This window comes from Cohnella soli, from assembly GCF_042655525.1.
GTDB classification, from domain to species: Bacteria; Bacillota; Bacilli; order Paenibacillales; family Paenibacillaceae; genus Cohnella; species Cohnella soli.
Genome location: NZ_JBHSMI010000067.1, coordinates 1 through 15,428, shown reverse-complemented (window position 1 = coordinate 15,428; position 15,428 = coordinate 1). Strand labels below are relative to the sequence as shown.

Here is a 15,428-nt window from a genome sequence, read left to right as displayed (position 1 = left end):
CCATTGAAGCTGCTAACGGCACAACGAATCGGACGACGTTACGGCCAAACCATCGCGCTAGGCGAAGCCAGCTTCTCGATCGGTGATCGCCGCTGCATCGCGCTGTTAGGTCCTAATGGAGCGGGTAAAACTACGACGCTGTCCATTCTCGCAGGGTTGCTTGAGCCGACTTCAGGCGAGATGCTCGCGGAGGGTGGACTGCCTGCTGATCGCAGACGCTGGATGGGATTTCTCCCTCAGCAGCCGGCGTTCTTCGGCTGGATGACAGGCAGGGAAACGATGGAAACGGCAGGCAGACTGTGCGGACTTTCGGCGAAGGAAGCGTCCAACCGCACGAAAATATTGCTGGAGCAAGCGGGATTGACGGATGCGGCCGATCGGCGAGTCGGGGGATATTCAGGGGGGATGAAGCAGCGGCTGGGCTTGGCGCAGGCGGTTATTCATCGGCCGCGTCTGCTGCTGCTGGACGAACCGGTGTCCGCGCTTGATCCGATCGGTCGGCGCGAGGTGCTGACGATGCTGGAGCAATGGAAACGGGACATGTCGATCGTGCTGTCCACGCACGTACTTCACGATGCGGAGCAGGTATGCGACGACATTATTTTGATGAACAAGGGAAGCGTTGTTCTTCAGGGAGAGATGGACCATATTCGGCAATCTGCTGGACGTCCGTATATTAGAATCGAGACCGAGGCCGGAGACAACGCGAGCGAGTGGCTTGCAACGCTGGAGAAGCTGCCTGGCGTGCGAATGTCGGCGACAAGTCGTTACAGCCGCAGCATCGAGACGGACGACATCGACGGCGTGCGCGAAACGGCACTGAGAACTGCGCTTGAAGGCGGCATAAAGCTGCTGGCATTCGAAGTCGCGCGAAAGTCGTTGGAACAATGGTTTGTGGAGGCGTTGAACGAATGAACGTTATGAGCGTACTGTTGCTAAAGGAATGGCGGGAATCGCTTCGTACGGCAAAGTGGATATGGCTCCCTGCGGTGTTCTTGCTGCTCGGGCTCATCCAACCGATTACCGTAAAGTTCATGCCGGATATTTTGTCGTCCGCCGGCTCTTTACCTGAAGGGACGATCATTCAAATTCCGATACCAAAGCCGGGAGAAGTGCTGGCCAAGACGCTGGGGCAATACGATACGATCGGCATGTTGGCCATTTGCCTTGCTTTCATGGGGACGATCTCGGGGGAAAAACGCAGCGGGACGGCGGCTTGGATACTCGTTAAACCGACATCCCCCTATGCGTACGTATTGGCCAAGTGGATGATGCACAGCTTGCTCGTTGTCGTTTCTTTCGCGCTCGGCTACGGCGGCGCTTGGTACTATACCCTCCTGCTGATCGGAGAGCCGGATTCGGTTGCCGCGCTGTCATCTATGCTGCTTTACATCGGATGGCTGCTTTTTGGGGTGACGTCGACGATTGCTTTCAGCGCGATTATTCGTTCGCCCGCCGGAGCGGCATTCACCGCTTTCGGCTTCGTAACGGCACTGCAAATCGTTCAGGCGACGTTAAAGCCGAAATTGGACTGGTTGCCGTCCGGACTGAATGCGGCTGCAGCTTCTCGGCTGACAGCAGGCAGCGTCACATGGGGAACGGCTGCATTCGCTGCGGCGATTTGCATAGCGGCGCTTTTACTGCTGGCCGTTCGCCGTTCATCGTCATCCGGCTCCTCCTACCCTAGCTAGGTAGCAGGGCCGGCCTTCCGATTCACCTTTTTATTTTTTCAAATGATAAGGAACCGTCGTCACGATAACGTTTTTGCGGTAGAGCAGCCGGGCGCGGATCATCAGGCTCGTTTGGTTGTGCAGGATATTATGCCATCCTTTTTTCGGGATGAACTGCGGGATGACGACGGTGACTTGGTAATTGGATTCGTTCGCTTTCCGCTCGACGGTGTCGATGAATTTCATGAGCGGTTGAACAATCGAACGATACGGGGAATGCAATGTGACAAGCCGGATGTCGGGATGGAACTTGTGCCATTTCTCTTCGAAAACAGTTTCCTCTTCCCGCTCGAACGGAATGTAAACGGCGATAATTTGGTTTGCCGACAGCGACTGAGCGTATTTGATCGACGTCTCGACGACGTGGGTAATACCCGAGACAGGGAGGATAAATACGTTCCCTTCGATCGGTAACGACGGCTCGCACGTCGATAAGCGAAGCTGATCGCCGACGGCTTCGTAGTGTTTCTTGATGCGGTGGAACACATAGATGATCGCGGGCAAGAAGATGATAGCCGACCACACTTGCTCGAATTTTGTGATGAAGAACATCAACGACACCGTGAAACTGATGAGAGCGCCGATGGAGTTGATCACAAGCTTGCTGATCCAGCCTTTCGGTTTTTGCCGGATCCACTTGACCATCATTCCGGTTTGCGACATCGTGAACGGAATGAATACGCCGACGGCGTAGAGCGGAATGAGATGCTCGGTGTTCCCTTGGAAAGCGACGATAAGCACGATGGACAGGAAGCCAAGCGTAATAATGCCATTCGAATAACCGAGCCGATCGCCGCGGGCGGTAAATATTCTCGGAATAAACTTATCTTTGGCCAGGTTTACTGCCAGCAACGGGAAGGCCGAGTAACCGGTGTTCGCTGCGAGGATCAAAATCAAGGCAGTTGTTCCCTGAATAAAAAAGTACATGAAATGGCGGCCGAACGTTTGCTCCGCGATTTGCGACACGACCGTCACTTCTGCCAGAGGGCTGATCCCGTAGTAATAAGCGAGAAACACAATGCCCGAGAACAGTAAAGCGAGCAGTGTGCCCATTGCAAGAAGCGTGCGTGAGGCATTCACCGGAGCGGGTGTTTTGAAATTAGGAATGGCGTTGGAGATCGCTTCGACGCCTGTCAGTGCCGAACTGCCAGAAGCGAAAGCTTTCAGCAGCAAAAACAGGCTGATCCCGGCGACCGGAGTTCCGATGGACACGTGAGCATCAGGGGTAACAGCGCCGGTTGCGATGTCATAAAGTCCGACCCCGATGAGGATAAACAACGCAAACACGAACAAATAGACGGGATAAGCGAGGATCGAGGCCGATTCCGTCACGCCTCTTAAGTTCAGCACCGTTGTAAACAAGACGAAAACGATCGCGATAAGCACTGTATGCTCATGCAAGCTCGGAAAGGCGGACGTAATCGCGTCGGTGCCCGCCGAGACGCTTACGGCTACCGTTAGCACATAATCGACAAGCAAGGAGCCGCCGGCGATCAGACCGGGCCATACGCCGAGGTTTTCTTTGGAAACGACGTAGGCGCCTCCGCCGTGCGGATAGGCATAGATGATTTGCCTGTAGGACAAGATGAGCGCCGTCAGAAGGACAAGCACGCCGATCCCGATCGGAACGGAATACCAGAACGCTGCCGCGCCAAGCGTGGCGAGAACGATCAAAATTTGCTCTGGGCCGTAGGCGACAGAGGAAAGCGCATCGGAAGAAAGGATGGCCAGCGCTTTTGTTTTGTTCAGTTTCTGCTCCCCTAATGCCGTTGACTTGAGGGGGCGTCCGATTAACAATCTTTTGATGGAAAACATGTCTTTTCACCGCCGAATGATTTTGATTCTAACTACTTCTTGTTAATGTGTCCGATTCAGCGGCTTTCAGCACGACAAAAAACCGCAGAGGAAGACCCCCGCGGTTACAATCGAACCGAAGTTGTTTCGCTCTCTAAGGACGCTTACGAGGTTAGCTGACGGATTCGGGCGCGTAGAGTCGCCCTACGGCTGCCGTTCATGACGGCGCAGCCGATTCACCCCGGTTGGCATTTGTCAAAAAGATGCCGGTGGTTCCCCCGCTTTTCGTGACGAAAACTCAGCGTTGCAATGCATGATGAATGGGATGGATAAATCATATTCCTTCGATGCCGTTGCTGTAAAATCGGGATTTCAGCCGGAAAATACCCGTCAAAGGCAATAGTTGACCATGAATGCGCATACATGGGTTCGGCTCTAATCGTAGCCTCTTAATTAAGCTTGTACCTCGAAATGTTTGTTTGCCGGGTGCGACAACATTTGCATATCGGAATCTATTTCTAGTAGGATAGGCTTATAACGATAGTTGCGAGAGGGGAGAGTCGACATGTTGAAGCTTGGGGAAAGGATCATCATTGTCGATGACCGGTTTGAGCAGAAGCTGCCTTTAGGCGAATACGGCTATGTGATCGCTTATGACCGGAACAACGACAGCGCGTTTGATTATGTAATCCGGGTTCCGAAAGCGAATAGGCAATTTTACGTGCCCGGCGGAGATATCGAATTGGAAGAGACAATGTTGGAGCTCGAAGCGGCGCGCATCGAGAAGGAAGCGCTGATCGATTTCGCTCTAGCAACCCGCAACGAGGAATTATTCAAAAGAATTATGAACGGCGATCAAGCGGAAGATGAGCCGGCCGAAGAGACGAGCAAGGAAGTGTTGAGCCGCGAAGAGTTCATTCGCCAAGTGAATTTGAAGGCGTGGATTTAAAGCACCTCGAGCCACATAAGCCTGAAAGCTAAAACGAACAAAGCAACGCCGACATTCGCGCCGACCCGAAAATGGTTGCGTGAATGTCGGCGTTGCGCCGTTAAGCGTACAGGGTCACGTGAGAGGGCAGAGGCATCGCCTTACCGAACAAGTAGCCTTGAAACAGGGGGACGCCCGCGTTGCGCAAGTAGTTCCATTCTTCTTCGCGCTCGACCCCTTCGGCGAGAACGTTCCCCCCGAACCGGGACGTTCTTTCCAACAAACCATCGATATATTTCTGCTTGGCCGTATCCGCGTCGCAACCGCTGACCCATCTGCGATCCATTTTTACATAATCCGGCTTTAATCGTTCGACAGCACCGAGCGTAGCGAAACCGCTGCCGACATCATCGAGGGCAAGATTGACCCGTTGATCCCGATAGACGTCGAAAACGCGACCTAGTTTGTTCTCATCCAGCGGTTCGGTTTCTATCACTTCAAAGACGCAATCTTCCGGAGCCGTTCCGGTAGCTTTCATTAGGTCGAACGTGTCTTTCAGGCACGATGCCGGATGAAGGAGCGACGATGGGAGGAAGTTGACGAATCGTTTCGTCCCCGGCGGCAGATGGGAAGCTCCCATGCGAATGGCAGAATGTCGCGCCGCGCGGTCGAGGAATGCGTGATGGCCGGTACGGCGCGCGGTCTCGAATAGTTCCGCCGGTCGGAACGGGGCTTGTTCCGGCAACGGACGGAGCAGAAATTCGTAACCGATCGGTCGGCGGTCGGTTGCCACGATCGGTTGAAGGTGCGGAGTGAAGATCCGATACAAAATGTAGTCGGATACGCTGATCCCGCCGATTTGACCGAAAAGGGCGGAAAGCGGGAACCAACCGTCCGTACTACTGTCCGGCACATCGGCTTCGTCTATCGTTTCTTCAAGATGGTCAGCCGACACTCGGGGGTCGCCATAATCGATTCTGCAGCGAACGTTGTCCGCGTCTGCGACGGACATATTGCGTTGCAGGTGACCGAGTAACTTTAGCAATTGCTCGGGAACGTCGTAGGTTGTCGCAAGCGGAGACGTAACATCGTTCGACGTATTTTCGACAGCTTTGCCGAGCGTTCGGCGCAAGACTGGATCGTCCGACGCGAACTCGACGAGACCGGCATCCCGAAGCGGCGACGGAAATTTCGCGCGATAGTATCGGGGCATCTTATCCTCCTGTCCGCAAGCGAATGGCGTGTCTGGAAACTCCGAAGGCAGCAGATTTTCAGATACGCCCTAGGCTTGCAAAGTGTCGTTGAGTTCCCTTAGTTTGTCCGATATAATGAAAAGAATGAGCGGATATGCGGTATTAGGAGGGGGAAGCAACTATGAGCATTACGATTAAAGATGTTGAGCATGTCGCCAATCTGGCCCGTCTCGAGCTGTCCGATGCGGAGAAAGAACAATTTTCCGGACAACTGAATGCAATCTTGAAATACGCGGAGAAGTTGAACGGATTGAATACGGACGGCGTTGAGCCGACAACCCACGTTCTTCCTTTGGCCAATGTTATGAGAGAAGATACGGTAAAAGCTTCCTGGCCGATCGAGAAAGTTCTCCTTAACGCGCCTGAAGAAGAAAATGGGCAGTTCAAAGTGCCTGCCGTGCTGGAATAACGACTAGGAGGATTTAAGCATGTCGCTTTTCGATTTGAAACTGTCCGAAGTACATAATCGGCTTCAACATAAGCAATTATCCGTATCAGAGCTCGTAGAGCATGCGTTCGAACGGATTTCCGGTACGGACGAGCGGATCGGCGCGTTTCTGGCGCTGAACGAAGAAGGCGCGCGCGAGCAGGCGAAAGCGCTTGACGTACAAATTGCTGACGGCGGGGAAAGAGGGCTGTTGTTCGGCTTGCCGGCAGGCATCAAGGACAACATCGTTACCGAAGGGCTGCGCACGACGTGCGGCTCGAAGTTTCTTGCCAACCACGATCCGATCTACGATGCGGCTGTCGTGACGAAGCTGCATGCGGCGCAATCGGTTACGATCGGTAAGCTGAACATGGATGAATTCGCAATGGGCGGTTCCAACGAGAACTCCGCTTTCGGCGTCGTTCGCAATCCGTGGGACTTGGAGCGCGTTCCCGGCGGTTCATCCGGCGGTTCCGCCGCATCCGTCGCCGCAGGGCAAGTGTACTTCTCGCTCGGCTCCGATACAGGCGGTTCCATTCGCCAACCGGCTGCTTATTGCGGCGTCGTCGGCTTGAAGCCGACATACGGCCTCGTCTCGCGGTTCGGTCTCGTCGCGTTCGCGTCTTCGCTTGACCAGATCGGGCCGATCACGAAAAATGTCGAGGATTCCGCTTATGTGCTGCAAGCGATCGCCGGCCATGACGAGCGCGACAGCACGTCCGCCAAAGTCGATATTCCGGACTATACCGCAGCGTTGACGGGCGATGTCAAAGGGCTGCGCATCGGCGTGCCGAAAGAGTACCTCGGCCAAGGCATCGACCCTCAAGTGAAGGAACGCGTGCTTGAAGCGCTCAAAGTTTACGAGTCGCTTGGAGCGACATGGGAAGAAATTTCGCTTCCGCATACGGAGTACGCCATCGCGACTTATTACTTGCTCGCCTCTTCCGAGGCTTCTTCCAATCTTGCTCGCTTCGACGGCGTTCGTTACGGCGTGCGCGCGGACAATCCGGCGAACTTGATCGACTTGTACCGCAAGTCCAGAAGCGAAGGATTCGGACCGGAAGTAAAAAGACGGATCATGTTAGGTACGTATGCGCTAAGCTCCGGATATTATGACGCTTATTACAAGAAAGCTCAGCAAGTTCGCACGCTCATCAAGCGCGACTTCGATCAAGCTTTCGAGAAATACGATCTTATCGTCGGTCCGACGGCACCGACGCCGGCGTTTAAGCTCGGCGCGCAAGTCGGCGATCCGCTGACGATGTACTTAAATGATATTTGCACGATTCCGGTCAGCCTTGCGGGCGTGCCGGCTATCAGCATTCCGTGCGGCATGGCGGACGGTCTCCCGGTCGGATTGCAAATTATCGGCAAGCCTTTCGACGAAAGCACGGTACTAAGAGCGGCGCACGCATTCGAGAGCCAGACTGGCTTCCACGCTTCGCGTCCGGCATTGTCCTAGGAGGAAAAATCGATGTCCAAATACGAAACGGTCGTCGGCCTCGAAGTCCACGTCGAGCTGCATACGAAATCGAAAATTTTTTGCGGCTGCTCGACGTCCTTCGGCGCGCCGCCGAATACGCATACTTGCCCGGTCTGTCTCGGTCATCCGGGCGTACTTCCTGTGTTGAACCGCCAGGCGGTCGAATACGCGATGAAAGCCGCCATGGCGATCAATTGCGAAATCGCGGAATGGTGCAAATTCGACCGGAAAAACTATTTTTACCCTGATTCGCCTAAAGCGTATCAAATTTCGCAATATGACCAACCGGTCGGACAGAACGGTTGGATCGACATCGAAGTGAACGGCAAAACGAAACGGATCGGCATTACTCGCCTTCATCTGGAAGAAGACGCGGGCAAGCTAACGCATATCGATGGCGGCTTCGGCTCGCTCGTCGACTTAAACCGTGTCGGTACGCCGCTCGTTGAGATCGTGTCCGAACCGGATATCCGGTCTCCGGAAGAAGCGAAAGCGTACTTGGAGAAACTTCGCGCGATCATGCAATATTGCGACGTCTCCGACGTCAAAATGGAAGAAGGCAGCCTGCGCTGCGACGCCAATATCAGTCTCCGACCTTACGGGCAGGAGAAGTTCGGCACGCGCGCCGAGTTGAAAAACATGAACTCGTTCCGCGGCGTGCAGCGCGGCCTCGAATACGAAGAGCTGCGTCAAGCGGACATCCTTGACGGCGGCGGAGAAGTGGTTCAGGAAACGCGCCGTTGGGACGAAACGCAAGGAAAGACGTTCAGCATGCGCGGCAAGGAAGAAGCGCATGATTATCGTTACTTCCCGGACCCTGATCTCGTCCGCCTCCATATCGATGCAGAATGGAAAGCGCGCGTGAAAGCGTCGATTCCGGAGCTGCCGGACGCCCGTCAGGCTCGATACATCGAGCAATACGGTCTGTCCTCCTACGACGCCGGCGTTCTTACCGCTTCGATGAAGCTAGCCGATTTCTTCGAGGAAAGCTTGAAGCATACGACCGATGCCAAAGCGTCGGCGAACTGGATTATGGGCGACTTGCTCGGTTATTTAAACGCGAACAATTTGGAATTTGGTGACGTGAAGGTGACGGGCCAAGGGCTGGGCGAGATGATTCAATTGATCGAGAAAGGTACGATCAGCAACAAAATCGCCAAGACGGTGTTCAAGTCCATGCTCGAAACCGGCAAATCTCCGCAAGCGATCGTCGAGGAGCAAGGACTTGTCCAAATTAGCGATGAAGGCGCCATCGTGGCGATTGTGGATTCGGTAATCGCCGCCAACCCGCAATCGGTCGAAGATTACCGCGGAGGCAAGGACAAGGCGATCGGTTTCCTTGTCGGGCAAATCATGAAAGAAACGAAGGGCAAAGCCAACCCGGGTCTCGTCAACAAATTGCTGATTGAGCGTCTGAACGCTTAAGTCTAATTATCCAAAACGGCAAATTCGCTTTCGGCGGATTTGTCGTTTTGTTCAAGAAAGGAACATGCGCATGAACGGCATTCATGAACTGGACATTCGAGATCGGGAGACGGCGGAGGCCATATGGGCGTTGCAGCATCCAGCTTACCGGGCTGAAGCGGCGCTCATCGGCGTATCTGACTTGCCGCCGTTGAGGGATACGGTTGAGACGCTGCAGTCGTGCGGTGAAAGCTTCATCGGTTTCGAGAGCGAAGCGGGTGAACTGATCGGCGCCGTCTCGTGCGAGCTTGACGGCACGATGTGGACGATATGCAGACTGATGGTGCATCCCGATCACCACCGGCGAGGAATCGGGACAAAGTTAGTAGAGAGCTTGTTGGCAGGGCGAGAGAACAGTTGTTGGACAGTCACTGCCGAAGTGCGTAATTTGCCGGCGATTTCTTTGTACGAACGATTCGGTTTTCAGGGCAGAGATACGTTTAGTCCTTCGCCTGGTGTGATGCTGCTTCGACTTGTTCGCGAACCGATCCACTCGACTTAAGACTAGGTTCGTCCCCGCCGAAAAACCGTTGAATGGCCAAATTCTCGCGTGCTACAATGAAGAAAATATTGCTTCCGGAAGTGATGCACATGACTAACCCATGGGAAATCGATAGCGTGCATCTGATTATCCGGTTGTTTCTATCCGTGCTGCTGGGCGGACTAATCGGGTTCGAACGGGAGCGCAAAAATCACGCTGCGGGTCTGCGTACCCACACGCTGGTTTGTCTGGGTTCTTGTTTGATCATGATGTTGTCGATGTATGGATTCGCCGATTTTGTGAACGAGCCTAACGTAAGGCTCGATCCGGCCAGACTTGCGGCGCAGGTCATTACCGGTGTCGGGTTTCTCGGGGCCGGTACGATTCTGTTTACCGGCAAATCGATTACCGGGTTGACGACGGCGGCATCCGTCTGGGTCGTGATGGCTATCGGCCTGACAATAGGGGCAGGATTTTATTTGCCGGCGATTGTCTCCGTCATTATGGTGCTGCTGATTTTATGGGGACTGAATATTGTAGAGAAAAAATTCGTGAACAGTCGCAGCGATTGCTCGTTCTCGATTACGACGGCGGGAGGTGTGTTGCAGATCGACGACGTTCAGCGACTGCTTAACGCCCATGGAGTAAAACTCGTCAAAGTGCGATTCGAAGAATCGGAAGTGACGCTTGACGATCCCGATGCTAGAAGACGTCGAATTACGATGAGCGTCGTGCTTCCGGGCAAAGGGCAATTGCTTGAAGTTGCGAACGACATCAGCCGGCTGCAAGGCGTCATCGGAATCGTGGTAGAATAGGTTATTACATGGAGGGAATAAGATGAACTACCCGGTAGCTCAGCCGGTAACAAAGAAAAAATGGATCGCCGGTAGCCTGGCATTCTTTATTCCGGGAATCGGCCATATGTATCTCGGCTTGATGGTAAAGGCAATCGTCATAATGATGCTTATCGTGTTGGATATTTTGGGCATCGTCTACCTCTCGATGGACGACGATAATGTGTTGCCTATCGTGCTGCTTAGTTTGCTCATGCCGATCATCTACTTCTATAGTTTGTTTGATGCGATCCAAAGCACCGATGCGGTTAATGAACGCAAGGTCGCTCAAGCCGCGTATGCTGCACAGCCGTTGCCTCCGATTCCTCCGAATGTTCCTTACATGGAACATTCCCCGGAACAACCGATGGTCGGAGAGTCGCAACATTCGATTCCATTAACGAAAGTCCCTTTGAATCCTAATGACGGTCAAGCGCATCGGAGCATCTCTCCTCTCGGCATGCTTCTGCTCGTCGGCGTGGGCATCGTGCTTGTGGGCATCATAGGCGACAACTTTATGAACCACCTGTTTCGTTCGTCGGGAGCGATCGTCGGAGCCGTTCTTCTTGTGGGAGCCGGCATCGCATTGTGGGTGTGGGAGAATAAGGCGGATCATCGCAAAGAAAACTAACCCTTCCCGCGTTAGGGGCAGATCTTCCATTGACAACCTTCGAATGAGAACAATAGAATAAAGACTAAGCATCGTCGACATGAACTCGATGGGCAGACGTTATTAACGAAAGGCTGTGAGGGCATGGAATTCAAGGTCGAGCATGCCGTGGACCAGCTCAAATCGGGCGGCGTCCGCATGACTCCGCAACGATACGCGATTTTGCAATTTTTGATGGAGTCTTGTACGCACCCGACGGCAGATGAGATTTTTAAGGCGCTGTCGCCGCAGTTTCCGAGCTTAAGCGTCGCTACCGTGTATAATAATTTAAAGGTTTTCGTCGACACCGGGCTTGTGCGGGAACTGAAATACGGGGACGATTCCAGTCGCTTCGATGCGGATATGTCCGATCATTACCATGTGACGTGCACGACATGCGGCACGATCGTCGATTTCGACCACCCGCCCGTAGTAGAAGTGGAGCGTGTGGCCGCATCATCGACTGGGTTCACCGTTCTGGGTCACAGGCTGGAAATATACGGAATTTGTCCAGGGTGCAGAGGGATGCATTCTTGATTATTGGCACAAAGCCAGTCGGAATAAAGCACGCGGTAAGGTAGACGCCTTCGCGTGTTTTTTATTTGGCTAAGCAACTTTATAGGGCGATTTGTCGTTTCTTTTATAGTTGAGAAGGAGTGAACGCAATTGCATACCGACCTTGCTGCCGGTCCTCGCAAGAGACGCCGGCGATCAGGCCGTTGGATAGGACTTGCTATTTGTTTCGTAGTTGCTGCTGCGGCTGCGATGTGGTGGAAGATATCCCTCGAAGGCAATACTTCAATGGTGACTCCTGAATATATGGCCAAACCTCAAGCGATTATGGCAGAGGGAGCATGGACTGGCGAATATGCCGATGGGAAGGGTGAAGGGCTCCTTATCCCTCTCGATACGGCACGCTCCTTGCTCGGTGACGGCGTTGCCTATGAGAAGAAAACAGAATCGATTATTTTGACGACGGATAAAGAAGTACTGCACTTCAAAACCGGAGCGTTGGACGCGACGTTAAACAGCAAACCGACCGCATTGCGATTCGCTGCCAAAAACGCGAACGGGAAAGTGTGGCTTCCGGTTGCCCCGTTGACCGAATTGTTCGGTTTGAAAGCGGAGTTCGGCACAAAGGGAAATATCTTAACGCTGTTGTTACCGGGAGAAAAGGTTCAGCATGCCGAAGTACCCGTCGCAGGGAAGAAGAAGCGAATCGCTCTCCGCGAAGGCGCAGGCAAGAAGTTTGCCATCGTAGAGCAATTGGAAGCGGGCACGCGGCTTCGGGTATGGGGAGAAGAAGAGGGTTGGTACAAAGCGCAGTCAGAGAACGGGTATATTGGTTATGTGGCCAAAAGTGGCATATCGCTGCTTTCCGTTGAACAAGTCCCTTCGTCGGAGGGGAATGAAGAACCGTTCGTAGCCTGGCATATGGAGGGCAAGCGAATCAACTTGACATGGGAAGCCGTATATAACAAAAACCCCGACACGGATCAGATCGTGGAAATGGCCGGCGTTAATGTCGTAAGCCCTTCGTGGTTCGAACTTCTCGATGGCAAAGGTGACATTAGAAGCAAGGCCGACGCTTCTTATTCCGCGTGGGCGAGGGCGAAGGGCATTCAAGTATGGGGAATGTTCAGCAACGGATTCGAACCGGACCGCACGCATGAGGCTTTATCGACTTTTGACACTCGGTCCGCGATGATTCGTCAGGTGCTGGCGTATGCGAAAGCTTTTAAATTACAAGGGATTAATCTTGACTTTGAGAATGTATATACGAAAGATAAAGAAAACTTCGTGCAATTCGTCCGAGAGCTGACGCCGCTTCTTCACGAGCAGAACTTGGTTGTCTCGGTCGACGTTACGCCAAAGTCGAACAGCGAAATGTGGTCGGCGTTTCTAGATCGGGAGAAGCTAGGCGCCGTTGTCGACTATATGATGGTGATGGCTTATGACGAACATTGGGCTTCCAGTCCTTCGGCTGGTTCGGTTTCCTCCTTGCCGTGGGCGGAGAACTCCGTTCAGCGCATTATAGAGGAGGATAGGGTGCCTCCTGGCAAGTTGATTTTGGGTATGCCGTTCTACACGCGGATTTGGACGGAAGAACCGGACGGCAAAGGCGGAACGAAAGTATCTTCGAAGACGATGAGCATGAACGCTGTCAATTCACTGGTCGCCGAGAAGAAGTTAACACCGGCTTTGTCAGAAGAAACAGGTCAGAAGTATGTGGAATTCAAGGACGGCAATGCCGTCAAAAAAATATGGATTGAAGACGCGTCGACGATTGCCGCACGCGCGAAGCTAGCGATAACGCACGGTTTGGCAGGCGTTGCGTCATGGAGGCGCGGCTTCGAATCGAAGGATGTATGGTCGGCGCTCGATCAAGCACTGCAAAACGGATATTGATCTCATAAGAAACCCCTCCGGATGAATTTTCTCCGGAGGGGTTCTGTTTTAAAGCGTCTGATTAAGCTTGCGGGCTCGAGGGTATTTCCGTGTTTGTATTCGTCGCGACCGTCGGGTCCCAGGTCAGGATAGTGTGGCAATACATGCAACGGTCGGTCGTTCCAAGCATTTTCGTTTTTTTGTTGCATTCTGGACAATCGATAACTGGCGCGCTCGTCGACAGAACGCCGACATAGAAGTAGATGCCCATGCTTATGAAGCAACTGATCAACCCGAACACCATGAATACGGCGGCGATAATTTTACCGACATTGCCGAACAGCAGAATGCCGCTTGTCCCGAATACCATGACGCCCATACCGACAAGCACTAGGAGAAGTCCCCAAGTACGCATCGATGAAATTTTGCTCGCTTTCCATTTCATTTCGATTTATCCCCTATCTTACGATGATTCGCAATTCCCGGCAGGAAACGCGAGTTCTATTGTAGAATTTAACTTTATTCGCGTACTCCATTATAGCTTACATTTGTGGAGCAGACCACCTTGCTATGATGTGGTTCACTACGTTTAGAACAGGATGTGAATAAAAAGTGTCGCAATCGCCAAGAGACGCTATTATCGGTTTGATCGGCAAAGAAGAAGGACTCGTCAGCTTCCTGCTCGTGGCGAATCCTTTTTCCTACCGGCAGCTTATCGATGGCATGGACCGCCTGGCGCTTGTCGTGACGGATGCGCCCGATCCGGTCAAAGATACGGAGCATTGGATGTGGAACGATCATCGGATACTCGTAAGGCGTGTTTCTCCCGAGCATCTGGAAAGCTGGATCGTAAGTGGTTCCAATCGCAATGTGATCTATTGGCTGCTTCAAGGGGATCTGCTGATCGACCGAGGTGGGTATTTGGCGATGCTACGCGCGCGGTTATTGGAAGGCTCTCCTTTGATGAAGGAGAGGAAGCTGCTTAGCGAGTTTTCCCGATTGGTTCGTTCGTATTTGCAGGCGAAGCAAGATTTGGCGGACGGCCAAGCGCTCGATGCTTACTCGAACGTGTTATCATCCCTTCATTATTGGGCGCACATAGCGCTGCTGGAAGAAGGGATGCAGCCGGAATTGACCGTATGGGAGCAGATGCGACGGGTTAATCCGGGGATTTATAAGTTATTTGAGGAATTGACGACAAGCAGAGAAACGCTTGAACAACGAGTGCAATTGGTGTTGCTTGCTTGCGAATTTTCGATTCTGAATAAAATGGAGTCCTCGTGCGCGTTACTCATTCGGTTGATCGAGAGTAGGGCGGAAGGGTGGACACCTGCGGAATTAAAGCTTCATCCTGATCTGGCGGGACTCTCGCTCGAACTGTCCGTTCTTCTGCAGAAGCTTGTCAGCCGGGGTTGCATCAGGGAAACGATCAGGTCGTCCCCCCTTGGTTATAGCGGATTGTTGGAGCTCAAATACGCCTCGAAAGTATGATGAAAAGAAGTGAAAGAAATGTCGAATCAAGTGTTGACTTAGGCATTCGTTCTGTGATAAATTATAACTCGCCGCTGAAAAAGACAAACGACGCGGCGCAGTACGAAATCGGAAATGCAAAAGAAATTAAAAAAAGTACTTGCATTGAAGATACGAACTGTGATATATTCTTCTAGTCGCCGCTAACGCGAACGACGAAAGATGAGAAACAAAATTGTACTTTGAAAACTGAACATAGAGCGTAAGAAACAAAAGTAAGACCAGCAGTGAATGAGCCTCAAAAGGCTCTGTAATAAGAAGCTTCGGCTTCAACTATTATGGAGAGTTTGATCCTGGCTCAGGACGAACGCTGGCGGCGTGCCTAATACATGCAAGTCGAGCGGACCTTGTTTGAGAGCTTGCTCTCAAACTTGGTTAGCGGCGGACGGGTGAGTAACACGTAGGCAACCTGCCCCTCAGATCGGGATAACATTCGGAAACGAATGCTAAGACCGGATACATCGCTTG

15 protein-coding genes, 1 rRNA gene and 1 riboswitch are annotated in these 15,428 nt (G+C 52.8%); of the genes, 13 read left to right on the top strand and 3 right to left on the bottom strand.

Annotated elements, in window-relative coordinates; translation table 11 throughout:
- Nucleotides 1–3: 3 nt before the first annotated feature.
- Nucleotides 4–915: an ABC transporter ATP-binding protein gene (locus ACFPOF_RS29575; RefSeq protein ID WP_378139080.1), complete on the top strand. Its 912-nt coding sequence runs from the start codon at nucleotides 4–6 to the stop codon at nucleotides 913–915.
- On the top strand, nucleotides 912–1,691 hold the full coding sequence (locus ACFPOF_RS29570; RefSeq protein ID WP_378139078.1) for an ABC transporter permease: 780 nt from the start codon (nucleotides 912–914) through the stop codon (nucleotides 1,689–1,691). Before ACFPOF_RS29575 ends, ACFPOF_RS29570 begins: the two co-directional genes overlap by 4 nt.
- A gap of 30 nt (nucleotides 1,692–1,721) precedes the next feature.
- Here ACFPOF_RS29570 and ACFPOF_RS29565 read toward each other — a convergent pair whose 3' ends face one another.
- Nucleotides 1,722–3,545 carry an APC family permease gene (locus ACFPOF_RS29565; protein ID WP_378139076.1) on the bottom strand — a complete coding sequence of 608 codons (1,824 nt, stop codon included), beginning with the start codon at nucleotides 3,543–3,545 and terminating at the stop codon, nucleotides 1,722–1,724.
- Between the two features lie 124 nt (nucleotides 3,546–3,669).
- Nucleotides 3,670–3,838: riboswitch (cyclic di-AMP (ydaO/yuaA leader) on the bottom strand.
- Between the two features lie 251 nt (nucleotides 3,839–4,089).
- On the opposite strand from ACFPOF_RS29565, the gene ACFPOF_RS29560 reads away from it, so the two are divergent.
- Nucleotides 4,090–4,473, top strand: a complete 384-nt coding sequence (locus tag ACFPOF_RS29560) for an ATPase (protein WP_378139074.1) — start codon at nucleotides 4,090–4,092, stop codon at nucleotides 4,471–4,473.
- A 100-nt stretch (nucleotides 4,474–4,573) separates the two neighbouring features.
- Here the strand turns inward: ACFPOF_RS29560 and ACFPOF_RS29555 are convergent, their stop codons facing one another.
- Entirely contained in the window at nucleotides 4,574–5,665 is a 1,092-nt protein-coding gene (locus tag ACFPOF_RS29555) for an EAL domain-containing protein (RefSeq protein WP_378139073.1), read from the bottom strand.
- A 161-nt stretch (nucleotides 5,666–5,826) separates the two neighbouring features.
- Here ACFPOF_RS29555 and gatC point away from each other — a divergent pair, with 161 nt between their 5' ends.
- From gatC to ACFPOF_RS29515, 8 genes are all read left to right on the top strand, one after another.
- Nucleotides 5,827–6,114: an Asp-tRNA(Asn)/Glu-tRNA(Gln) amidotransferase subunit GatC gene (gatC, locus tag ACFPOF_RS29550; protein ID WP_378139071.1), complete on the top strand. Its 288-nt coding sequence runs from the start codon at nucleotides 5,827–5,829 to the stop codon at nucleotides 6,112–6,114.
- 19 nt (nucleotides 6,115–6,133) lie between these two features.
- Nucleotides 6,134–7,594: an Asp-tRNA(Asn)/Glu-tRNA(Gln) amidotransferase subunit GatA gene (gene gatA, locus ACFPOF_RS29545; protein WP_378139069.1), complete on the top strand. Its 1,461-nt coding sequence runs from the start codon at nucleotides 6,134–6,136 to the stop codon at nucleotides 7,592–7,594.
- Nucleotides 7,595–7,606: 12 nt separating this feature from the next.
- Nucleotides 7,607–9,040, top strand: coding sequence for an Asp-tRNA(Asn)/Glu-tRNA(Gln) amidotransferase subunit GatB (gene gatB, locus ACFPOF_RS29540; RefSeq protein ID WP_378139066.1), 1,434 nt, complete (start codon nucleotides 7,607–7,609; stop codon nucleotides 9,038–9,040).
- A gap of 70 nt (nucleotides 9,041–9,110) precedes the next feature.
- Complete coding sequence (locus ACFPOF_RS29535; protein WP_378139064.1) at nucleotides 9,111–9,581, top strand: GNAT family N-acetyltransferase; 471 nt, start codon at nucleotides 9,111–9,113, stop codon at nucleotides 9,579–9,581.
- An 89-nt stretch (nucleotides 9,582–9,670) separates the two neighbouring features.
- Entirely contained in the window at nucleotides 9,671–10,375 is a 705-nt protein-coding gene (locus ACFPOF_RS29530) for an MgtC/SapB family protein (RefSeq protein ID WP_378139062.1), read from the top strand.
- A 22-nt stretch (nucleotides 10,376–10,397) separates the two neighbouring features.
- Nucleotides 10,398–11,024 carry a hypothetical protein gene (locus ACFPOF_RS29525; RefSeq protein WP_378139060.1) on the top strand — a complete coding sequence of 209 codons (627 nt, stop codon included), beginning with the start codon at nucleotides 10,398–10,400 and terminating at the stop codon, nucleotides 11,022–11,024.
- A gap of 123 nt (nucleotides 11,025–11,147) precedes the next feature.
- Nucleotides 11,148–11,579 (top strand): Fur family transcriptional regulator, encoded by a 432-nt coding sequence (locus tag ACFPOF_RS29520; protein WP_378139058.1) that lies wholly within the window; start codon nucleotides 11,148–11,150, stop codon nucleotides 11,577–11,579.
- A 282-nt stretch (nucleotides 11,580–11,861) separates the two neighbouring features.
- Nucleotides 11,862–13,451 carry a glycosyl hydrolase family 18 protein gene (locus ACFPOF_RS29515; RefSeq protein ID WP_378139056.1) on the top strand — a complete coding sequence of 530 codons (1,590 nt, stop codon included), beginning with the start codon at nucleotides 11,862–11,864 and terminating at the stop codon, nucleotides 13,449–13,451.
- 61 nt (nucleotides 13,452–13,512) lie between these two features.
- On the opposite strand, the gene ACFPOF_RS29510 is transcribed toward ACFPOF_RS29515, so the two are convergent.
- Nucleotides 13,513–13,875 carry a DUF2614 family zinc ribbon-containing protein gene (locus ACFPOF_RS29510; protein ID WP_378139054.1) on the bottom strand — a complete coding sequence of 121 codons (363 nt, stop codon included), beginning with the start codon at nucleotides 13,873–13,875 and terminating at the stop codon, nucleotides 13,513–13,515.
- A gap of 167 nt (nucleotides 13,876–14,042) precedes the next feature.
- On the opposite strand from ACFPOF_RS29510, the gene ACFPOF_RS29505 reads away from it, so the two are divergent.
- On the top strand, nucleotides 14,043–14,921 hold the full coding sequence (locus ACFPOF_RS29505; protein ID WP_378139053.1) for a nucleotidyltransferase-like protein: 879 nt from the start codon (nucleotides 14,043–14,045) through the stop codon (nucleotides 14,919–14,921).
- A gap of 314 nt (nucleotides 14,922–15,235) precedes the next feature.
- Nucleotides 15,236–15,428, top strand: a 16S ribosomal RNA gene (locus ACFPOF_RS29500); the annotation flags it as partial.